The following is a 20310-nucleotide window of genomic DNA, read 5'->3' on the forward strand; positions in this document are numbered from 1 at the left end:
TTCCAGTATAGCGCGGTCGCGGCAGACGGACCGCGCAAGCTTACCCCTAGCCGTCCAGCCGTGCACGAAGCGTGAATCGCGTGGGAGGTTTCGGCGTTTCTTAACCGCTCGCTCGCTAGTGCTTCGGGCACAGGATCAAAGGATTACGGACCGACATGCAGCCGACCGGCATGGCCCACAGGTTGGCGGGAGCACCGTTGTTGCCGCCAGCGGCGGCAAGGCTTCGGGAACGCGCGCCTGCGGCCGACTACACCATCAGCGTCGACGTGGTGCCGCTGTCCGCCGGCGATCCCCGGTACGCCCGGGCGTGGGACGATCTCGCGCGCGCGGCAAGCGAACCCAATGTCTTCGCCGAACGCTGGTTCGTGGCGGCCGGCGTCGCCAACCTGCCGCAGGGCGAGGGCGCGCGCATGCTGCGCGTCTGGCGGGGTGCACCGGGCGGCGAGCTGATCGGGCTGTTCCCGTTCGCGATCCTGCCGCGCTACGGCCGACTTCCGCTTCGCCATGTTCAGAACTGGCTGCACCACCACAGCTTCCTCGGCACTCCCCTGCTGCGCGCGGGGCAGGAGCAGGCGGCATGGACCGCGATCCTCACCGCCCTCGACCAGACGCCCTCGGCCGTCGGACTGCTGCACATCAACGGACTGGTCGAGGCGGGGCCGGTGCATCGCGCGCTGATCGCCGCCGCCGCCGCGCTGCACCGCCCTTGCGACGTCGTTCACCGTATCGAACGCGCGCTGCTCCAGAGCGAGTTGACCCCCGTCGCCTATTATGAGGCGACTGTGCGTAAGAAGAAGCGCAAGGAGTTGAAGCGCCTGGAGACGCGGCTCGCGGAGCAGGGCGCGGTAGTCCTGCGCCGGCTGCAATCCGGCGATGACCTCACCTCGTGGTGCGACGACTTCCTGCGGCTGGAAAATGCGGGCTGGAAGGGCAGCGCGGGTTCGGCCTTGGCGGCCACGCCGGGAACCGACCGTTTCTTCCGCGACGCGCTTGCCGGTGCGCACGCGGCCGGTCGGCTGGAGATGATCCGGCTCGACCTGGACGGGCGCGCGATCGCCATGCTCGTGAACCTGTATGCATCGCCGGGGGCATTTTCCTTCAAGACCGCGTTCGACGAAGATCTGGCTCGATTCTCGCCCGGCGTCCTGCTCCAGCTGGAAAACCTGGCCGTGCTGGACCGGCCGGACATCGCCTGGGTGGACAGCTGCGCGGTCGAGCAACACCCGATGATCAACAGCCTGTGGGCACAGCGCCGATCCGTGGTGCGGGTCAGCGTGCCGCTGTCGGGCTGGCGACGCGGTGCCGCCTTTCGCGTGGCGAGAGCGGCCGAGCGGACGGCCGATGCGCTTAAAAACTATCGCCGTCGTCCCCGCCCGACGCAACCGGATGAAGCTGATGCCTGATCGCTATTTCGCCAACGATGCGCAGCGTATCTTCGCCGGACTCTACCCGGAAGTCGCCGGGAAGTTTACGCATCGCCTGGCGGAGCACCCCTTGTTTGAGTTCGAGGCGCTCGCGCAACTGGCGAGCCGAATGCGCCCGTGCGACGTCGAACAGAACCTCGCCGCGCTGCCGATCGGCGTCGACCCGGCGGCGCTGCGCGACAATGGCCTGTCGATTGTCGAGACCATCCGCTCGATCGAGCACAACGGCTCCTGGCTCGTGCTCAAGTTCGTCGAGCAGGATCCGACCTATCGCGAGCTGCTCGACGCGGTGCTCGACGAGCTCGCGCCCGCGGTCGCATCGCGCACCGGGCCGATGCTCAAGCGCGAGGCATTCATCTTCGTCTCGTCGCCCAACGCGACCACCCCGTTCCATTTCGACCCCGAGCACAACATCCTGCTCCAGCTCCGTGGCGAAAAGGTCATGACGGTCTTTCCAGCCGGCGACGAGGAGGTCGCCGCGCCCGAGGAGCACGAACGCTTCCACCTCGGCGGTCATCGCAACCTGCCCTATGACGAAACATTCGGCGCGAAGGGCTGCGCGCACACGCTGCGATCGGGAGAGGCGATATACGTCCCCGTCAAGGCGCCGCATTGGGTGCGCAACGGGCCTGCGCCGTCGGTGTCCTTCTCCGTCACCTGGCGCTCCGAATGGAGTTATCGCGAGGCGAGCGCGCACGGGCTGAACAACATCATGCGGCGCGCAGGCCTCAACCCCTCGGCACCTGAGCGCTTCCCCCGGCAGAACCACGTCAAGTCGCTGGCGTACCGCGCGGTCGACAAGGCGCGTCGCGCGATCGTCCGTTCCTGACCATGGCCAGCTCCCCGCGCGCCATTTCCCTGCCCGCGACCGATATCGCGCCCGCGATTCAGACGGCGCTGCTTCACGGCATCGACGCGATCGCGGCCGATGCGGCAGGTGCGCTGGATCGTGAGCGCCAGCCGTCGATGTATAATCGGCTCGATTGGCTGCGGCTGACGGCGGCCCACGTTCTCGCTGACTGCCGGCTATTGTGCGTGCGCGCGCGCGCGGCGGACGGCAGCGCGCGATTGTTCCTCGCCGGCGGTGATAAGCGGTGCGCGCGCGCCTTCGCGGGCTGGTACACCCTGGACGTCTCACCGGCCTTTTCGCCGGGCACGTCGCGGGCCAGGCAGGTGCAGCTCCTGGCCGAAGTCGCCGGCGCCCTGCGTCGCGACTTCGATCGCATCGATCTTCAGCCGGTCGCGGCGGCGACGGCCGATCTGGTTCGAGAAGCGTTTTCGCGCGTCGGGTGGTGGACCGTGGAAGCGGACGCGACGGCGAACTGGGTTGCCGATGTCAAAGGCATCGGCTTCGATGAGTATTGGCGCGCGCGGCCTTCCCGCCTTAGAAACACGGTACGCCGCAAGCTCAAGGACAGCGGGCTGGAAACGCGAGTCTTCCGGCATTTCGACCCGGCCGCATGGGCCGATTACGAGGCCGTCTACGCCGCCAGCTGGAAACCACAGGAAGGATCGCCCGCCTTCCTCCGCGCGCTCGCCGAGATCGAAGGCGAGGCCGGGTGCCTGCGCCTGGCGCTCGCCTATCGCGACGGTCGGCCGGTCGCCGGCCAGTTCTGGACGGTCGATCGCGGGATCGCGACGATCCACAAGCTGGCCTACGTCGAAGCGGAAAAGGCCGCGTCACCGGGCACGGTGTTGAGCCACGCGACCTTCCGCCACGTCCTGGAGGAGGATCGCCCGGACCTGATCGACTATGGCAATGGCGACGAGCCCTACAAGGCGGAATGGATGACCCGGCGCCGCATGACGCGACGCATAACGATGTTCAATCAGCGTAGCCTGGGGGGGGTCGCGGCCGCCGCGCGGTCGGCGGCGGTCACGCTGATCCGCCGTAGCCGCCATGACTGAGGTGCCGGCGTTCGACTATGTTCGGTACTCGGCCGGGATCGGGGACGAGTGGATGATGCTGCGTGGCCCGCGCGAGGGCCTGCGCGTGCTCATCCTCGCGCCGCTCCTCAACGAGGCCAATCAGTGCCGCGCGATGACGGTCGACCTGGCGCGGCACCTGGCGCGCGCCGGCGTGGGCAGCGCCATCCCGGACCTTCCCGGCACGGGGGAGAGCGTGCATCCGCTTGCCAACGTGCGCTGGTCCGACTGGCGGCATGCGGCGGCTGCGGCTGCAAAGGCGCTGAGCCGCGACGGGTCGCCGCTGGCGATAGCTTCGCTGCGGGGCGGCGCGCTGCTCGACGATGCCTGCACGGCAAGGTCGTGGTGGCGGTTCGCCGAGACCTCGGGCGCATCGCTGCTGCGCCCGCTGGAACGCGCGCAACGGCTGACCAGCGCGCCGGCAGCGCCGGACGGGCCGGACGCGCCGGCGACGCTCGCCGGGTTTTCGCTGCATGTCGACATGATCGAGGCGATCCGCGCGGCGGTGCCCGCGCCGGTGGCAGGCCTGTTGCGCACGGTCGCGTTCGAGGGCGACGGTGTGCCGATCTGGCGCAGAGCCGAACCGACGAACGATCCCGCGCTCGCAAAGCGATTGGCCGAGGACCTGCTCGCATGGATTGCGGCATGAGGACGCTGACCACCTTCGCGTGCGGCGACGACATGCTCGCCGGCACCTTCGATCACGGCGATCGCACCACCGGCATGCTGATGGTGACCGGGGGGACGGAACTGCGGGCCGGCGCCCACAGCGGCATGGCGCGGCTGGCGGCTGAGGTGGCGGCGTACGGTTTTCCCGTCTTCCGTTTCGACCGACGCGGCGTCGGCGACAGCGATGGCACGAACCCCGGGTTCATGGACAGCGGCCCGGACATCGCCGCCGCCGTCGCGGCGATGAAGCGCCTGCGCCCCGACCTGCGCCGCCTGATCGGGTTCGGCCTGTGCGACGGCGCCACGGCGCTGGCGCTCCACCATCGCGCCATCGGGTTCGACGCGCTGGCGCTGGCCAATCCCTGGATCGTCGAAGCGGAAGCGGGTGCGCCGCCGCCGGCGGCCATCGCGCACCGTTACCGCGCGCAGCTGCTAAGCGTGGCGGGGTGGCGCCGCATCCTTACCGGCCGGATTAACTACCGAAAGGCATTCCAAGGCCTATGCCGGCTGTCCGCCGGGTCGGACGCTGGCCTTGCGACGCGCTTCGCTGCGGCAGTCGACGGGGGCCAACGGCCAGTATCGATCATCCTGGCCGCCGGGGATGCGACGGCGCTCGCCTTCAATGGAGAATGGCGCGGATCGCTGTTCGCCCGTGCGCGCGCGCAGCCGACGATAACGGTCACCAGCGTCGACAGCAGTTCGCACAGCTTCGCCACCGGCGATGATCCCCGCCGCCTCGCCGACTTCTGCATCGGTGCGCTCGAGGCGTGCGACCGCGCATGACGCCGCCAGTCCTTCCCGGCGTGTCGGTCATCATGAGCGTGTACAATGCGGAGGTGCATCTTGCCGATGCGATCCGCAGTATCCTCGATCAGACCTTCGCCGACTTCGAGTTCCTGATCGTCGACGACGGATCGCGCGACCGGTCGGCCGAGATCATGGACGGCTTCGCGGCGACCGACCCCCGCATCCGCGTCATCCACCAGGAGAACAGGGGGCTCATCGCCAGCCTGAACCGGCTCCTCGACGAGGCACGCGCGCCGCTGGTGGCGCGGATGGACGCTGACGACGTCTCGCTGCCGACCCGCTTCGAACGTCAGATCGCGTTCCTGAGCGAAAACCCCGACCATGGCGTCGTCGGCACCAACACGCATGAACTCGACCAGCACGGCACGATCTTCGAATGCACCGACCTGCACCCGCTCGATCACGACGGCATCGCGACCGCCTTCGAGGACCGCTCCCCGATCTGCCATCCTTCGGTGATGATGCGACGCGATGTTATCCTGCCCACTGGCGGATACCGGCTGCCCTATGTTCATTGCGAGGACTACGACCTGTGGCTGCGGCTGCTCGACCGGACACGGCTCGCCAATCTTCCCGACCGACTGCTCCTGTACCGGCGATCGCCCGGACAGGTCAGCGCTCAGCACGAGATCGATCAGAAGATCGGCGCCGCGCTGGCCTGGGTCGCACATCTCGAGCGCGTAGCGGGTCGTCCCGATCCGACCGGTGGCCTGCCGAGCCTGCCGACGCTGGACGCATTGGATGCGACGTTCGGTCGGCCGGGCATCGGCCACGCGGTGCGTTCGAAGGTTGCACGGGGCCTGGTGCATTCGGCCCCCGCCATGCGTGGTCGCGGCCTGGACCTGCTGCTTCGCCACATCGAAGAAGGCGGTGATCGCACTGGGCTGTGGCGGACGGTGGTCCGGCTGCTCATCTTCCGCCAACCGCTCGGCGCCGCCAGGGTAGCTACCGCCTTACTTCGACGGGCGCCTGTTCTAGGCTGAACGCCCGGCGGTGTGCGGGTCGAGGTAGGTCGCGAGCAGGCAGCAGCCCGGCGCGGAACGACGAACACCAGCTGTCGGGTACGACGGCCAACTCCTGCGGTTCAGCAACGAAAAGGGAGAGCCCGTCGCCGGACCCTCCCCATCGTTCTTCGAATCGCCGCGACAACGCGGCCGTTGATCAGAAGTGGAAGCCGAGCACCCCGCGCAGGCTGTGCCAGCGGAAATTGTCGTCCTGGCGACGCAACACCGTGCCCGACGTGTTCGGCGTCAGCACGAACGGATTGTTCGCTGCCGCGCTGCCACGGCCGACGAGGATCTTGTAATCCTTGTCCTTGTAATCGTGGTAGCTGTACTCGAGGCCGATCGAGATGTTCTTCATGATCCGCGTCTCGACGCCACCGCCGACGACGAAGCCCTTGCGATCGCGATCGTCCACGACGGTCGAGAAGCTGTTCAACGTGTTGGTGCTGGTGAAACGGTGATCGATGCGCGCGTAACCCAACTTGGCGACACCATAGAACAGCGTTTGATCGGCGGCGAAGCCCGCGCGGATGCCGCCCGACGCTTCCCAATCGACGGCGCGCGAGAAGACATAGTTCGCAGGAGTGGTCGAAAAGGCGGAGGTGTAATCGACGATCTCGGTCTTGCCGAACTCACCGACCAGGCCGATCACGAACGGACCCATCTGCCGGTCGAAACCGATGCGACCGTAATAGGAGGCACGATTGCGGTCGTTCTCGCAGCTGGTCGGCGCCAGGGTCGCATCGCGCGCGCGACCGTTGCAGAAGCCGGTCGAAAACGCGTTGGCCCCGGTGCTGGTGGTCACCGCGTCGGTGAACGTGCCGTCGAGGTTGCGATCGAAGCCGATCGCCGCGCCGACATCGTTGCCCTGCACGTCGTAACCGCCGGACACGCCAACGTAGAGGCCGTTATAGGGCTGATCGTCGACCATGTCCTGCGCCACCGCGGGCGCAGCCACCGATGTCATCAGGGCCGCCGCAGCGGCGATCATAAACTTGCTAGTCATTCGGCATTCCCTTTGAAACTGGTGCGAGCCTTAACGGAACAGGACTTCAAGCTATCCCGCAGGTCCGCAAAAAAGCCGAGACTGTGGCATCGCTGCAACAACCCCGGTTCGATCTCTCCACCATCAGTCTGGCAGACCTTAGGCCTGCACTTCGCTTGCGTGCATTATGGCCGGACTGGCCGAAAAAGCAAGCCGGCTGATCGTCAGTCAATGCTGGCGGTCGGCAGGCGATCGCCCGACCCTGTCGTCCATCCGCTCCAGCGGGGCGTAATCGACCTCGCGGGTGTGATCGTTGCCCCAGGCACTTCCATCCGTTCGACCGGATCGGCCGCGTGACCGTCGACGCGCACTTCGAAGTGAAGGTGCGCGCCGGTCGCGCGCCCGGTCGCGCCCATGAGTCCCACTACGTCGCCGCCGCGCACCATGGTGCCCGACACGACCGTGATCTCGCGAAGATGCGCGTAGCGCGTGGTCACGCCATCACCGTGATCGATCTCGACCAGATTGCCATAGCTGCCCGCACGACGGGCCCGCGTCACGGTGCCGTCCGCAGATGCACGGACGGGCGTGCCGCTGACGCCGGGAACGTCGACGCCGCGATGCCAGCGCCGCATCCCGCTGAACGGGTCCGCACGCGGACCGAACGGCGAACCCAGCCGGTCGAACGATACCGGGGTCGCGAGCGTCGATGCGCCGGTCGGCGCGCTGCCCAGCCACCCCAGCAGTCGGGCGCGCACCTCGCCGCCGTCGCCCGCCGGCAAGGCGGAGCCAGGCTGTACCGCGCCGTCGGGCGAGGCGATTGCCGGCACCGACATCGCGAACAGAAGCACGAAAAAGTATTTGCGCATCGGCCAGCCTCCTACCTTCTTTTCCGTGGCTCGTGAAGGAGTTGGACAATCGACGGACGTGCGACATAACCTGCCTGCCGCAGCCGATCGGGAAGGGTCCGGGGCGGCCGTTTAGGGTTGACGCGGTCGGAGGGGCGGGCGAAACGACCGATAATCAGCCGCCACCGGATAGGGATGTTGTGAACGCTACCGAAGCAAAGATGCTCGACGCGCTTAAGCGCGGCCGTGACGAACACGGCGTCGTAGCGATAAAGGCGGAGTTCGAGGCCGAGGGCACACGTCCCGACGAGTATCTGCGCCTGCTGGAACTGACACAGCGTGCGGGGCTCAAGACGGCGCTGAAGATCGGCGGCTGTGAAGCCATTTCCGACCTGCACGCCTCGCACCTGTACGGCATCGATTACATCGTCGCCCCGATGGTGGAGACGCGCTACGCGTTGTCCAAATTCATCGACGCGAAGAACAAGACGCACGGCTCGCATCCGCAGCGTACGCAGTTCCTGTTCAACCTGGAAACCGACACGACGCTGCGGAACCTTCCAGACATCCTGCCGCTCGCCAAGAGCGGGGTCGACGGCATCGTCTTCGGGCGGGTCGACTTCACCCTGTCGCGCGACATGGCGCGGTCGGCGGTCAACGAGCGGTCGATCACCGACGCCGTTCTGGAGGTGGCGCACGCCTGTCGCGAACATGATCTGGACCTGGTCGTGGGCGGCTCCGTCACGGCCGACGCGATCGAAGCACTGCGCGAAATTCAGGCGGTGCGGCTGGATCGGTTCGAGACCCGCAAGGTGCTGTTCGACGGAGCGGCCGTGACCCACGATTCGATTCACGCCGGTATCGCCAACGCGGTTGAGTTCGAGTTGATGTGGCTGACCAACAAGCGCGATTACTATCAGCGCATCGCCGACGAGGACCGCGATCGCATCGAGATGATGCAAAGGCGGACGGCCCAGTTCACGCCGCGAGCCGATCCGGTCGGGTGACCGCACCCGTGACGGCACCTTATCGATTGCTGGTGTTTGGGGCTTCCGGCGCGATCGGACAAACGGTCGTGACGCATGGGCGAGCGCGCGGATGGACGGTGGTGGCGGTCGGACGCGGCGATGCGCCGGTCGATGGCGATGCGTCAGCGTGGCGACGCTATGATCCGCTGCGCGACGATGTGGCGACCGCGCTGGCCGGCGATGCGCCATTCGACGGTGTCGCCTTTGCGCAGGGGGCGAACCTTGCCGACTCGATCCAATGCTTCGATGTGGAGCGGCACCTGGAGTTGTACCGCGCCAACGTGCTCTCCGTGATTTCGGGCCTGGCTGCACTGCACGGCGCGGGGCTGTTCACGGCCACCGGCGCGCGCGTCGCGGTCGTGAGTTCGATCTGGCAGGAGCGCGCACGTGGCGACAAGCTGTCCTACACCGTCACCAAGGCGGCAATCGGTGGTCTGGTGCGATCGGCTGCGGTCGATCTCGGCGCGGGCGGGCATCTGGTGAACGGCGTGTTGCCCGGCGTGCTCGATACGCCGATGACCGCCGCGAACCTGTCGCCGGAGCAGCTGGCCGATGTCAAAGGCAAGACCACGCTGGGTCGGCTGCCGGACCTGGACACCGTCGCCGAGCTGGTCTGTTTCCTGTGTTCGTCGGCTAACCACAGCATCAACGGTCAGTCGATCGCGGTCGATCTGGGGATGAGCAATGCGCACCTCGTTTGACGTCACCAGCTCGACCGGCAGCTACCCGGTGCGGATCGGCGCGGGGCTGATCGACGAGGCCATGTCGGCACCGGGCGAACGCCTGTTCATGGTCGATGCGTTCCTCGCCGATCGCTTCCGCGCCGCTGGCCTGGACGCGCTGGTGATCGACGCCGACGAGCATGCCAAGTCGCTGGACCGGATGACGGAGGTGATCGTGGCACTGCGCGAACGCCGCGCGACGCGGGCGACGCACCTCGTCGCGGTCGGCGGTGGCGTGGTGCAGGATGTCGCGGCGTTCGCCGCGTCCATCTACATGCGCGGGATCGACTGGACCTATGCGCCCACGACCTTGCTGTCGATGACCGACAGCTGCATCGGTGGCAAATCGTCGATCAACGTCGGCAAGTACAAGAACATCGTTGGCACCTTTCACCCGCCCGCCGCGGTGCTGGTCGACCCGGTTCTGACCGAAACGCTGTCCGCCGAACAACGCGCGGCGGGGCTGGTCGAGGCGGCAAAGATCTGCCTGTGCCGGGGGCCGGACAGCTTCGCCCGCTACCTGGCGCTTCAACCCTCCACCGCTGCCGACCCTGATGGCTTCGGTGCCGTCTGCGACCACTCGCTGCGCGCGAAAAAGTGGTTCGTCGAGACCGACGAGTTCGACCAGAACGAACGGCTGCTGCTCAATTTCGGCCACACCTTCGGCCACGCGATCGAGGCGGCGAGCGGCTTTGCGATCAGCCATGGCATCGGTGTTGGGCTGGGCATGCTGGCGGCCCTGCAGCTCGGCGAATCGATGGGCCGCAGCTACGCCGGCGCTCCGCATGTGGCGTCGTTCGCCCGCCATATCGCCGCGCTGGTAGATGCCGCCCCGGGCACGGACGACGCGCTAGCCCGGCTGGACATGGCCGAGCTGATGGACGCGTTCGGCTCGGACAAGAAGCATCGCCGCGATCAGTTCGCGGTGATCACGGTCAGCGCGGCGGGACTGGTGCAGCGCGAGTTCCTGCCCCGCGACGAGCGGTCCGCCGCCCTGATCGAGCATGCCTATGCTGGATTGATCGCCAGCCGCATCACCGCGCCCGCCGCCGTTTGACGGGCGAGGCTGGCATGGTTCGGATACTGCCGATAAGGAACGACGGGCAGCGCCCTTTCGCCGACGGCCGGGTGGCCGCCCCCTTGCCTCTACCGAGTAGCTGTCCGTGATCGCTCACCCTCTCCGCCGACCCCACCACGTTGCGCTGATGCTCGCGGGGATCGCTGTTGTCTCGTCATCGCCCGCCCACGCGCAGGTGTTCTCGGACCCGCTCGAGCAAAGGATCGTCACGCCCAATACCGTTCGCGCAGGCACGCGAACCAGCAATGTGCCGCAGACGGACGCCGCTGACGCTCAGGTCTCGACGACCTCGGTGCAGCGATACGAGCCCGACGTCATCGAATCGGCCGATCAGGTGCGGTCCACCGACGATCGCACCAGCACGCGCAACACGCGGTTGACGCGGGACGAGGAGGAGGAGGGGGACTCCGCCGATCGCGATCGTCTCCGCTCGCCCAGCGGCATTCGGCGGCTGACCCCACCCAGCGAGTTCGAGCAATATGTCTCGCGCATCGTCGACAAGCCGTTGCGACGGTTTGGCGCCAACCTGCTCGTTCCCGACGCGCGCGACTTCGTGTCGCCGGTCGCCACCACCGCGGTGCCATCGGATTACCGGATCAATCCCGGCGACCAGCTGCGCGTCGGCCTGACCGGGTCGGTGCAGGCGAGCAACCTGCTGCTCACCGTCGATTCCGAGGGCCGCATCTTCGTGCCTCGCGTCGGCGCGGTGCGCGTGGGCGGAGTGCGCTATGGCGATGTGCAGGCGCAGGTCGCCGCCCAGGTCGCCCGGCAGTACAGCGCCTTTCGGGTCGCAGTCTCGATCGCCGAGCTGCGCGGGATCACCGTCTACGTCACCGGCTTCGCCGCGCAGCCCGGTTCCTACACCGTTTCCGGCCTGTCGACCCTGGTCAACGCCGTGCTGGCGGCAGGCGGGCCATCGGCGGGCGGCAGTTTCCGTTCGATCCAGGTCCGGCGTGCGAGCCGGCTGATCGCCGACTTCGATCTGTATGACCTGCTGCTCAAGGGTGACAAGTCGGCGGACGTGGTGCTGCAGAACGGCGACGTGATCTTCATCGCCCCGGCCGGTGCGCAGGTGGCGGTGATCGGCAGCGTCAACCAGGAGGCGATATACGAGGCGCGCGCCAGCGAGACGCTGAACGACGTGCTGATCTACGCCGGCGGCGTCAGCACGGTCGCCGACGACAGCCGGCTGCTGGTGCTCGACTCGCTCGGCACCAGCAGCACCGGCTATCAACAGCTTACCCCGGCGCAGGTTCGGGCGCGGCCAGCGCGGCGCGGCGAGGTGGTGCGGGTGCTATCGGGCATCGACATTGCGCGGCCGCTGATCCAGCAGCCGGTGCTGGTGACGGTCAGCGGCGAGGTGGCCAAGCCGGGGCGTTACTACGTCTCTCCCGGCACCCCGATCGCGACGGTGGTGGCGCAGGCGGGTGGCCTGACGCCGGACGCCTATCCATTCGGCACCGTGTTCACGCGCGAAAGCCTGCGCACCCAGCAACGCCTGAGCTACGACAGAGCGGTGCGCGACGTCGACTTCCTGTTGACCGCCCAACCGCTCACCAGTTCCTCCTCCCGGCCCGAACAGCTCCAACCGACGCGGCTTGCGGAAGTGCGGTCGGTGGTCAATCAGCTACAGCAGCGCCGGCCCGAAGGCCGGCTGGTGCTGGACGTAGCGCCCAATGCCACGACGGTGCCCGGCGACCTGGTGCTGGAGAACAACGATCAGCTCTTCGTGCCCTCGCGGCCCATCTCGGTCGGCGTGTTCGGCTCGGTCGCGAGCCCCGCGTCGTTCCAGTACCGGCCCGGACAGCGCATCGGCGACTTCGTCAACCGCGCCGGCGGCGTGCAGAAGATCGGCGACAGGAAGGGTCTGTTCGTGGTGCGCGCCGACGGCACCCTGCTGGGGCAACGGGGCGGCGGCTACAAGGGCGACCTGCTGAAGCAGCCCGCCCTGCCCGGAGATCTGATCTTCGTGCCGATCGACGCCAATCGCGGCGAGTTCTGGGCCAAGCTGCGTGACCTGACATCCATCATCGCCAGCACCGCGCTGGCCGGCGCATCGGTGGCGGCGGTGGCGAAGTGACAGCGCTCGCTCACCGCGGCTGGGAAGTGCTGCGTGAAAGCCGTTGGCTACGGCTTGCCGGATACTTGGTGCTTGCCGCGCTGCTCGCGCTGTTGATGCTGTTCCCCCGCCCCTTCATCGCACGGGCGGCAATCGTGCCACAGGACACGAGCGCCAGCGCGGCGAGCACGACCCAATTGCTCAGCGCCCTGGGCGGCAGCGCGCAGGGGATCGGCAGCCTGCTGTCGGGCGGCAAGGCCTCCAACGATCTCTACATGATCATCGGGCGCAGCACGAGCGTGAAGAACGACGTGATCAACCGGTTGCAGCTGGTCGGTCCGGGGCGCCGCTTTCCCGACTTCGCCAAGGCGACGCTCTGGCTGGATCGGCACCTGGATGTTCACCTGCTGCTTGGGGGTGTCGTCGAGATCGAGACCAAGCTACACGAACCTGCCGAAGCAGTCCGCATTACCGAGGTCTATGCGGACTCGATTGGCCGGCATCTCGCCAATTACGGCAAACTACTTACGGGCAATAAGCGCGCGGTCGTGTCCCGCCGATTGGCCGACGCGAACCGGCGAATTGGGCAGGCTGAGGCTGCACTGGGCGCCTTCCGGCGAGCGAACAATCTAGCCGAGCCCGAGCAGCAGTTGAGCAATGCGCTCGTGCAGCGCGCTTCGCTGCAGGGGCAGTTGCAGGCCAAAGAGATCGAGTATCAGACGCAGAGCCGCGTCCGCGGCCCGGAGAGCACCGAATTGCTGGCGCTACGCAGCGACATCGGTGGCTTGCGCGCGCAACTGGCGCGTACCGCCGCGCCCGCCACCGGGCCGGCGGGTCCCAACGTTGCCGGACTCACCGCAATCCAGCTTCGCTATCTGGAATTGTACCGCAACCTCCGCTTTCAGCAGTCGGTCTATGATGTGTACCAGCGATCGGCCGAGCAGGTCGCGGTGGAGGAGCTGGCTACCGAAAGTGCCACGTACATCCAGACGATCGACCCCGCGCACATCGTACCCGAGCGGCAGTACAACACCTGGGCGATGGCGCTCCTCGCTGCGCTCGGCCTGTTCGTCATCTTCGTCGAATGGTATGCGCCCGCGACCGGCCTGTTCCGAGATCGGGTCCTGAGCCGTCCCGCCGAGTTGACGGGGTCAGCCTAATGGCAGTCGACCTGCGCTCGGGAGCAGCGGTTGGCGACATCGAGATCTCCTTCGCCGTTCCCTGCTTTAACGAGGAAGCGAATGTCGTTGCGATCTACGAAGCGATCACGGCCGAGGCTGAGTTGCACGCGGCCAGCCACGAGATAATATTCATCGACAATCGTTCTACTGATCGCACGCGCGAGCTGCTGCGCGAAATCTGCGCACGCGACGCGCGAGTCCGCGCAATCTTCAACAATCGCAATTTCGGCCAGATGCGATCCCCCACCCATGCCATCTTTCAGGCTGAGGGGGCGGCGGTGATCGCGATGTGCGCGGACTTCCAGGACACGCCTGCCTTGATCGGCGATCTGATCCGACATTGGCGGGCGGGCGCTCAGGTCGTGCTTGCGCAGCGCCGTTCGGAAAGGGCCTCGCTCCCGCTCAGAATGGCACGGCGCGCCGGCTATGCGTTTTTCAACAAGTTCGGCGATTACCCCCTGATCCCCGGCGCGACCGGCTTTGGCCTGTTCGATCGTCAGGTGGTGAACATGCTCGCTTCCTGGAACGAGCCGGAGCCGTTCGTTCGCGGCCTTGTGATCGAGAGCGGCTATCGACTTGTGGTCGTCCCTTACGCCCGCCCGGAACGCGCCGGTGGACGCAGCAGCAACACCTTCTGGGTGTTGTTGAACTTCGCCCTGTCGGGCATCGGTGGCTCCGCCAAGTCGCTGCTGCGCCTCCAGCTGGTGATCGCCATATACTTCATTCTGGGATCGGCATTGCTGGGTGTCGTCACTGCCGTTCGGTTCGTCACGATGGGATACTCACCGCTGCTACTTGCGCTGACGGTCGCGTTCGCGCTTTTCTCCATCGTCATGCTGTTCCTGGGACTCATCGGCGACCAGGTCCGGCTGCTCGCCGAGCGCATGCGTAACGTGCCGCTGGTCATCGAAGAGGAACGAGTCAACTTCCCGCCGGAACGGGCGCGCCCATCCGAACGGACGGTCAGTCGCAGGCATCTCGACGGATGGCCGTGACGGTCCGCAGACGCCGCGCATTACAGCTGCTCGAATGTGTCGGCATGATCCTGGTCCTGCTGGGGTTGTTGCGCGTGTACATGCTGTACAACAGCAATGGCTACCTGGGTCCGCCATTCGTCTTTGACGTCGGCGACACGTTCATGGACTGGTTCCACACCGCGTACTGGGCGCATCACGGTGCCGCCTATTCGTTCTGGCGCACGATCTACCTTCCGCTATCCTTTGTCATCACGGGAACGATCGGCAATTCGGCCTGCTACGAATCGGCGCAGTATGATGCGCGGGACTGTGACTGGATCGGCTACGTCGCCATTGTCGCCATGTATGTCGGATGCGTGGTGGTCTCCGCAGTGGCGTTGTGGCGGCACGATCGGACGACGGCGATCTATCGTAGCGTGGCGATCGCGGCTGGTCAGCCTCTGCTGTTCGCACTCGAACGCGGCAACCTGGTCATGCTGACCTATATCCCGTTCGTGCTCCTGTACGGCGGGTTGATGCGCACGAACCGCGGTGTCGCGTTCGCTGCCGCCTTCATGGCGAACATGAAGATCTACATGATCCTGCCACTGCTCGCGATCGGCATCAAACGACAATGGCGGCTGCTGGAACTGTGCGGTATCGCCACCATTGCGCTTTATCTGATCACCCTGTTCATCGTCGGCGAGGGCACGCCGATCGAGATTTATGCGAACCTTCAGAACTGGTTCAGCGTTCGAATCGGAGCGATCTGGGACGAGCTGTTGTACACGACGACCTATCGCCCGTTTCTGGTGCTGGATGAGGGGCAATACCCAGTCCGCGATTATATCGATGAACGCTACGTCGCGATCGGCAAGGCGTTCATACAGGCCTATTACCCGTTGACCCGCGGTATCGCCCTACTCTGTCTGGGTCTGGCGTGGCTCTATCCCCGCGCGGTATCGATGAACCGTCTTGTCTTCTTCTTCTTGATGCAGTCCTTCATCGGCCAAAATCCGGGCGGCTATTCCATCTCCCTGATCGTGTTCATCGTGTTCATGGAACGCAAGTCGAACTTTGCCGTCATCACCGCGATCATCTGCTGCTATCTCATCAACTTTCCGGGCGATTTCACGCTGGCGAAGATCTATGACTTCGAGCGGGAATCGTGGCTAAGTGGCCGGACGGTGCTCAGCGAATATACCTTGCCGGTCGGGTCGCTGATCCGGCCGGGTCTGATCGCCATCAGCCTCTGGGTGCTGGCGATCGACACGTTGATCGACGTGCATCGCGTCGCCCGCCGCGAACGACCCTGCTTCGGCCTGCGTGGTCGGCCGGGCATGCTCGAGTCCGCGCCAGCCGATGCCCCCGCCCCTCGGCCGGGCACGGCAGCACCGACACTTGCATGAGCATGATCGGCGCTGTTTCTATCTTCGAGGAAGACGTCGCCTCCGTCTCGGACGCGTTGATGGCGGACTGGCCTCGGCTGCGGGGTGCGCGGCTGTTCGTCACCGGCGGCACCGGCTTCATCGGGCGCTGGATGTTGGAAGCGCTGCTCGACGCCGACCGGCGGCTGTCGCTCGACATCAAGGTGACGATCCTCACCCGCGACCCTGCTGCGTTTGCTGCCAAGGCCCCGCACCTCGCGGCGCACCCGGCCTTCCGCTTCGTCGCCGGCGACGTCATGACCCTCGAGCCGACGGCCGATCGTTTTACCCACGTCCTCCACGCGGCGACCGACGCCAGCGCCGACCTTAACCTCAACCACCCTACCCGCATGTTCGACACGGTCGTCACCGGCACCAGGCGCGCGCTGGACTTCGCGGTCGCTAGCGGCGCGCAACGCTTCTTCTTCTTCTCATCGGGCGCGGTGTACGGCGCGCAACCGTGGGATGTGACGCATGTCGGCGAGGACTGGCTGGGCGGCCCCGACCCCCGCGAGACGCGCAACACCTATGCCGAGGCCAAGCGCGCCGCCGAACTGCTGTGCGCGATCTACGCCAAGGCGCAGGGGCTCGAGGTCGTTACCGCGCGGATCTTCGCGTTGCTCGGGCCACTGCTCAGCCTCGACATCCACTTCGCAGCCGGCAACTTCATCCGCGACGCGCTCGCCGGTCGAACGGTGCGGGTCGAGGGCGCGGGCACGGCGGTGCGGTCTTACCTCTACGCCGCCGACCTGACCGTCTGGCTGTGGGCGATCCTGCTCCGCGCGGCGCCGGGGGCGGTGTACAATGTCGGCTCGCAGGAGGCGGTGTCGATCGCCGACCTTGCGCGGCTGACCGCTTTGACGCTGGGCAATGCGGGTTCCGAAATCCTCGGCAAGCCGGATCCCGGCTGGAATCCGGGCCGCTATGTCCCCTCCACCGCGTTGATCCGCAGTGAACTAGGGGTGGCGCAAACCGTCGATCTGGCCGAAGCGATCCGGCGGACCGCGGCCTCTCACGGATGGAAACGATGACCAAGATCAAGCTGTCGCACTGGGTCGCCGAGCAGCTCGTCGCCCACGGCGTCCGCGACGTGTTCATGCTGACCGGGGGCGGGGCGATGCACCTGAACCATTCGCTGGGCACCGACCCGCGCCTGAAGACCACCTTTTGTCACCACGAACAGGCGTTGGCGATGGCGGCGGAAGCCTATTACCGCCTCACCAACCGGCTGGCCGTGGTCAACGTCACCTCCGGCCCCGGCGGCACCAATGCGATCACCGGCGTCTACGGCGCGTTCGTCGACTCGATCGGCATGCTGGTGATCTCGGGCCAGGTGAAGATCGAGACGACGGTGCGCCACACCGGCCTGCCGTTGCGCCAATATGGCGATCAGGAGCTCGACATCGAGCCGATCGTCAAGCCGATCACCAAATATGTGACCATGGTCACCGACCCGCGATCGATCCGCTACCATCTGGAAAAGGCGATCCATCTCGCCACGACCGGGCGGCCGGGACCGTGCTGGCTCGACATCCCGCTCGACGTTCAGGCGGCGCAGATCGACCCCGACGACCTGCTGCCGGGCTTCGACCCAGCCGAGCTGGACGAGCCGTGGAAGGCGACGGACCTGCTCGCCGCTGCGCAGGCGATCATCGCCAAGCTGCGCGAGGCGAAGCGCCCGGTGGTGTTCGCGGGCGGCGGCGTGCGCCTGTCCGGCGCGCATGCCGACTTCATCGCGCTGGTCGAGAAGCTGGGCGTGCCCGTCGTCACCGGCTGGAACGCCCATGACGTGATCTGGAACGATCATCCCCTCTATTGCGGCCGTCCGGGTAGCATCGGCGATCGCGCGGGCAACATGGTGACGCAGAGCGCGGACCTGTTGCTGGTGCTGGGCAGCCGTCTCAACATCCGCCAGGTCAGCTACAACTGGACCAGCTTCGCGCGCGAGGCGTACAAGATCTGGGTCGATATCGATCCGCTGGAGCTGCAGAAGCCGACCGTCACCCCCGACATGCCCGTCGTCGCGGACCTGAAGGACCTAATCCCCGCCCTTCGCGATCAACCCTATGACGGCCCGACCACCGAGCAACGCGAATGGCTCGAATGGGGCAAGGAGCGCGGGCGCCGTTTTCCCGTGGTGCTGCCCGAATACCAGCACAATCAGCTCTGCCATCCCTATGTGGCGATGGAAGCACTCTTCGAGGAGCTGGACGCCGACGATGTGGTCGTCACCGGCAACGGCAGCGCCTGCGTGGTCAGCTTCCAGACCGCCAACCTGAAGCAGGGGCAGCGGTTGTGGACCAACTCCGGCTGCGCGACGATGGGATATGATCTGCCCGCGTCAATCGGAATCGCCGCCGCGCGGGGCATGGACAAGCGCGTCGTCTGCATCGCCGGCGACGGCAGCATCATGATGAACCTCCAGGAGATGCAGACGATCGCCGGCTATGGCATTCCGGTGAAGGTGTTCCTGCTCAACAACAACGGCTATGTTTCCATCTTCCAGACCCATCGCAATTTCTTCAACGGCGTCGAGGTCGGCGGCGGGCCAAAGAGCAACGTCACCTTCCCGGAGTTCGCGAAGCTCGCCGGGGCGTTCGGGTTCACCTATACCAACGTGGCGCGGCACGACGATCTGGCGAGAGGTATCCGCGATACCTTGGCCGCACCGGGTCCCGCGATGTGCGAGATCATGATCGACGAGAACGTCGTCTTCGCCCCCAAGCTGAGCGCGAAGCAGCATCCCGATGGCCGCATCACCTCGCCGGCACTGGAGGATCTGTCGCCGTTCCTGCCGCGCGACGTGCTGCGCGAGAACATGCTGATCGACTTGCTCGAGGAAGGGTGAGCGCCGCCACCGCCTTGTTGCAGCGCGCCCGCGCACTCGCCACCAAGCACGACCGGCCCTTGCGGTTCGTCGTCGCCGGCGCGGCCAATACAGCGTTCGGGCTGGCGATCTATCCGGCGCTGTTGTGGAGCTCCGCGTGGCTTCACGAGCACTATATGGTCGGGCTTGGGATCGCGCAGCTGGTCAGCCTGTGCTTCGCCTATCTGTCGTACAAGATCGCGGTGTTCCGCACCGGCGGCGGCGCGCGCGTCGGGCGGGAGATCGGGCTGTTCTCCTCCTTCTACCTCATCAACTATGCCCTGAACTGGCTCGCCCTGCCGCTGCTGGTCCGCGGCCTCAGCCTCGACCCGGTCGTGGCACAGTTCGGCTTCGCCATCGTTTTGATGGGGGCCAGCTATTTCTGGCATAGCCGCCTCACCTTCCGCACACGAGAGACCTGATGGCCGCCGACTTTCTGACCCGCTCCTGCCCCTCCTGCGGTGCCGACGCGCCGCGCGAGGAGATGCACAGCACGCGCCGCGCGGAACGCATGTCGCTGGACGAGCTGCGCCCGTACTGGAGCGGCCTGTTCAAGGAGAAGGTGTTCTTCTCCTACGACCGCTGCACGCAGTGCGGCCTGCTGTTCGCGCCCAGCTTCTTCGATCGGGACCAGCTGGAGGATCTGTACTCGGCCATGGCGCCCAACATGGACCTGGTCCCCACCCCGGCCCTGGCAGCGACCCAGCGCGGCTATTTCGATGCGGTGGCGAAGGAGGCCAACCTCTCGGGCGGGTATCTGGAGCTGGGGCCCGACATCGGCTGGATCGTGCGCCATGCGGCGCGCGAGGGTGCGTTCGACAAGTTCTGGCTCGTCGAGCCGAACCGCCTGGTTCACGACGAACTCGCCGGGGCGTGCGAGGGCAAGCCGCATGCCATTCTCACCGACCTCGACGATCTGTCACCCGTGCCGGACGGCTCGGTGGGGCTGGCGGTGATGGTGCACGTCCTCGACCACCTGCTCGACCCGCTGGCCGCGCTCGCTGCGGTTCGCGCCAAGCTCAAGCCGGATGGTCGGCTGATGATCGTGACCCATAACGAAGCGTCGCTGCTGCGCCGGGTGATGGGCGAGAAGTGGCCGCCCTTCTGCCTGCAGCACCCCGAACTGTACAACCCGAAATCCATCACCGGGCTCGCGAAGCGCGCCGGCTTCGGTTCGGTCGAGGTAGGCCGCAGCAAGAACTACTTTCCGATCGAGTTCATGGCCCGCCAGGCGGCGTATACGGTCGGGCTGAAGATCGACCGGGTTCCGCTGCCCAAGGCGTCGATCGGGCTGCGGCTGGGCAACATGATCACCGTCGCCGCGCCTTGA

19 protein-coding genes are annotated in these 20310 nt (G+C 66.5%); 17 read left to right on the forward strand and 2 right to left on the reverse strand.

All coding sequences use genetic code 11. The annotated features are described in order from the left end of the window. Positions 1-155: 155 nt before the first annotated feature. The 6 genes from JWN21_RS00845 to JWN21_RS00870 are packed head-to-tail and all read left to right on the forward strand — an operon-like array spanning position 156 to position 5809. Positions 156-1403 (forward strand): GNAT family N-acetyltransferase, encoded by a 1248-nt coding sequence (locus JWN21_RS00845; protein ID WP_299645498.1) that lies wholly within the window; start codon positions 156-158, stop codon positions 1401-1403. Further along, positions 1396-2253 (forward strand): cupin-like domain-containing protein, encoded by an 858-nt coding sequence (locus JWN21_RS00850; RefSeq protein ID WP_299645499.1) that lies wholly within the window; start codon positions 1396-1398, stop codon positions 2251-2253. The genes JWN21_RS00845 and JWN21_RS00850 overlap by 8 nt, the downstream gene beginning before the upstream one ends. 2 nt (positions 2254-2255) lie before the next feature. Beyond that, positions 2256-3332 (forward strand): GNAT family N-acetyltransferase, encoded by a 1077-nt coding sequence (locus tag JWN21_RS00855; RefSeq protein WP_299645500.1) that lies wholly within the window; start codon positions 2256-2258, stop codon positions 3330-3332. Further along, a complete protein-coding gene (locus JWN21_RS00860; RefSeq protein WP_299645501.1) occupies positions 3325-3999 on the forward strand; it encodes a hypothetical protein in 675 nt (224 codons plus the stop codon). Before JWN21_RS00855 ends, JWN21_RS00860 begins: the two co-directional genes overlap by 8 nt. Further along, on the forward strand, positions 3996-4802 hold the full coding sequence (locus JWN21_RS00865) for a hydrolase 1, exosortase A system-associated (RefSeq protein WP_299645502.1): 807 nt from the start codon (positions 3996-3998) through the stop codon (positions 4800-4802). Before JWN21_RS00860 ends, JWN21_RS00865 begins: the two co-directional genes overlap by 4 nt. Beyond that, positions 4799-5809, forward strand: coding sequence for a glycosyltransferase (locus tag JWN21_RS00870; protein ID WP_299645503.1), 1011 nt, complete (start codon positions 4799-4801; stop codon positions 5807-5809). The genes JWN21_RS00865 and JWN21_RS00870 overlap by 4 nt, the downstream gene beginning before the upstream one ends. Before the next feature lie 178 nt (positions 5810-5987). Here the strand turns inward: JWN21_RS00870 and JWN21_RS00875 are convergent, their stop codons facing one another. Both JWN21_RS00875 and JWN21_RS00880 read right to left on the reverse strand, forming a co-directional pair. Then, positions 5988-6836: a hypothetical protein gene (locus JWN21_RS00875; protein ID WP_299645504.1), complete on the reverse strand. Its 849-nt coding sequence runs from the start codon at positions 6834-6836 to the stop codon at positions 5988-5990. Positions 6837-7039: 203 nt separating this feature from the next. Next, a complete protein-coding gene (locus tag JWN21_RS00880; RefSeq protein ID WP_299645505.1) occupies positions 7040-7684 on the reverse strand; it encodes a M23 family metallopeptidase in 645 nt (214 codons plus the stop codon). A 200-nt stretch (positions 7685-7884) separates the two neighbouring features. Here JWN21_RS00880 and JWN21_RS00885 point away from each other — a divergent pair, with 200 nt between their 5' ends. From JWN21_RS00885 to JWN21_RS00935, 11 genes are all read left to right on the forward strand, one after another. Continuing rightward, positions 7885-8670, forward strand: coding sequence for an aldolase/citrate lyase family protein (locus JWN21_RS00885; RefSeq protein WP_299645506.1), 786 nt, complete (start codon positions 7885-7887; stop codon positions 8668-8670). Positions 8671-8702: 32 nt separating this feature from the next. After that, the gene (locus JWN21_RS00890; RefSeq protein ID WP_299645507.1) at positions 8703-9392 is read left to right on the forward strand and encodes an SDR family NAD(P)-dependent oxidoreductase; all 690 of its coding nucleotides are present in this window, start codon (positions 8703-8705) and stop codon (positions 9390-9392) included. Next, positions 9376-10470: a 3-dehydroquinate synthase family protein gene (locus JWN21_RS00895; RefSeq protein WP_299645508.1), complete on the forward strand. Its 1095-nt coding sequence runs from the start codon at positions 9376-9378 to the stop codon at positions 10468-10470. The genes JWN21_RS00890 and JWN21_RS00895 overlap by 17 nt, the downstream gene beginning before the upstream one ends. A gap of 148 nt (positions 10471-10618) precedes the next feature. Beyond that, positions 10619-12571 (forward strand): SLBB domain-containing protein, encoded by a 1953-nt coding sequence (locus JWN21_RS00900; protein ID WP_299645509.1) that lies wholly within the window; start codon positions 10619-10621, stop codon positions 12569-12571. Beyond that, positions 12568-13710 (forward strand): capsule biosynthesis protein, encoded by a 1143-nt coding sequence (locus tag JWN21_RS00905; RefSeq protein ID WP_299645511.1) that lies wholly within the window; start codon positions 12568-12570, stop codon positions 13708-13710. Before JWN21_RS00900 ends, JWN21_RS00905 begins: the two co-directional genes overlap by 4 nt. Further along, positions 13710-14726, forward strand: coding sequence for a glycosyltransferase family 2 protein (locus tag JWN21_RS00910; protein ID WP_299645512.1), 1017 nt, complete (start codon positions 13710-13712; stop codon positions 14724-14726). Before JWN21_RS00905 ends, JWN21_RS00910 begins: the two co-directional genes overlap by 1 nt. Before the next feature lie 44 nt (positions 14727-14770). Continuing rightward, complete coding sequence (locus JWN21_RS00915; RefSeq protein WP_299645513.1) at positions 14771-16096, forward strand: hypothetical protein; 1326 nt, start codon at positions 14771-14773, stop codon at positions 16094-16096. A 59-nt stretch (positions 16097-16155) separates the two neighbouring features. Beyond that, on the forward strand, positions 16156-17145 hold the full coding sequence (locus JWN21_RS00920) for an NAD(P)-dependent oxidoreductase (protein ID WP_299645514.1): 990 nt from the start codon (positions 16156-16158) through the stop codon (positions 17143-17145). Beyond that, the gene (locus tag JWN21_RS00925) at positions 17142-18962 is read left to right on the forward strand and encodes a thiamine pyrophosphate-binding protein (RefSeq protein WP_299645515.1); all 1821 of its coding nucleotides are present in this window, start codon (positions 17142-17144) and stop codon (positions 18960-18962) included. Before JWN21_RS00920 ends, JWN21_RS00925 begins: the two co-directional genes overlap by 4 nt. Next, positions 18959-19402, forward strand: coding sequence for a GtrA family protein (locus tag JWN21_RS00930; RefSeq protein ID WP_299645516.1), 444 nt, complete (start codon positions 18959-18961; stop codon positions 19400-19402). Before JWN21_RS00925 ends, JWN21_RS00930 begins: the two co-directional genes overlap by 4 nt. Further along, positions 19402-20310: a methyltransferase domain-containing protein gene (locus tag JWN21_RS00935; RefSeq protein WP_299645517.1), complete on the forward strand. Its 909-nt coding sequence runs from the start codon at positions 19402-19404 to the stop codon at positions 20308-20310. Before JWN21_RS00930 ends, JWN21_RS00935 begins: the two co-directional genes overlap by 1 nt.

It is taken from the genome of Sphingomonas bacterium, assembly GCF_028292945.1.
In the GTDB taxonomy this organism is placed as follows: domain Bacteria; phylum Pseudomonadota; class Alphaproteobacteria; order Sphingomonadales; family Sphingomonadaceae; genus Sphingomonas.

Coding starts and splice junctions, on each gene's coding strand:
- JWN21_RS00860 (WP_299645501.1), top strand. CDS start 3,325: ATGACTGAGGTGCCGGCGTTCGACTATGTTCGGTACTCGGCCGGGATC.
- JWN21_RS00925 (WP_299645515.1), top strand. CDS start 17,142: ATGACCAAGATCAAGCTGTCGCACTGGGTCGCCGAGCAGCTCGTCGCC.
- JWN21_RS00920 (WP_299645514.1), top strand. CDS start 16,156: ATGGCGGACTGGCCTCGGCTGCGGGGTGCGCGGCTGTTCGTCACCGGC.
- JWN21_RS00880 (WP_299645505.1), bottom strand. CDS start 7,684: ATGCGCAAATACTTTTTCGTGCTTCTGTTCGCGATGTCGGTGCCGGCA.
- JWN21_RS00895 (WP_299645508.1), top strand. CDS start 9,376: ATGCGCACCTCGTTTGACGTCACCAGCTCGACCGGCAGCTACCCGGTG.
- JWN21_RS00935 (WP_299645517.1), top strand. CDS start 19,402: ATGGCCGCCGACTTTCTGACCCGCTCCTGCCCCTCCTGCGGTGCCGAC.
- JWN21_RS00865 (WP_299645502.1), top strand. CDS start 3,996: ATGAGGACGCTGACCACCTTCGCGTGCGGCGACGACATGCTCGCCGGC.
- JWN21_RS00885 (WP_299645506.1), top strand. CDS start 7,885: ATGCTCGACGCGCTTAAGCGCGGCCGTGACGAACACGGCGTCGTAGCG.
- JWN21_RS00875 (WP_299645504.1), bottom strand. CDS start 6,836: ATGACTAGCAAGTTTATGATCGCCGCTGCGGCGGCCCTGATGACATCG.
- JWN21_RS00855 (WP_299645500.1), top strand. CDS start 2,256: ATGGCCAGCTCCCCGCGCGCCATTTCCCTGCCCGCGACCGATATCGCG.
- JWN21_RS00845 (WP_299645498.1), top strand. CDS start 156: ATGCAGCCGACCGGCATGGCCCACAGGTTGGCGGGAGCACCGTTGTTG.
- JWN21_RS00850 (WP_299645499.1), top strand. CDS start 1,396: ATGCCTGATCGCTATTTCGCCAACGATGCGCAGCGTATCTTCGCCGGA.
- JWN21_RS00910 (WP_299645512.1), top strand. CDS start 13,710: ATGGCAGTCGACCTGCGCTCGGGAGCAGCGGTTGGCGACATCGAGATC.
- JWN21_RS00915 (WP_299645513.1), top strand. CDS start 14,771: ATGATCCTGGTCCTGCTGGGGTTGTTGCGCGTGTACATGCTGTACAAC.
- JWN21_RS00870 (WP_299645503.1), top strand. CDS start 4,799: ATGACGCCGCCAGTCCTTCCCGGCGTGTCGGTCATCATGAGCGTGTAC.
- JWN21_RS00900 (WP_299645509.1), top strand. CDS start 10,619: ATGCTCGCGGGGATCGCTGTTGTCTCGTCATCGCCCGCCCACGCGCAG.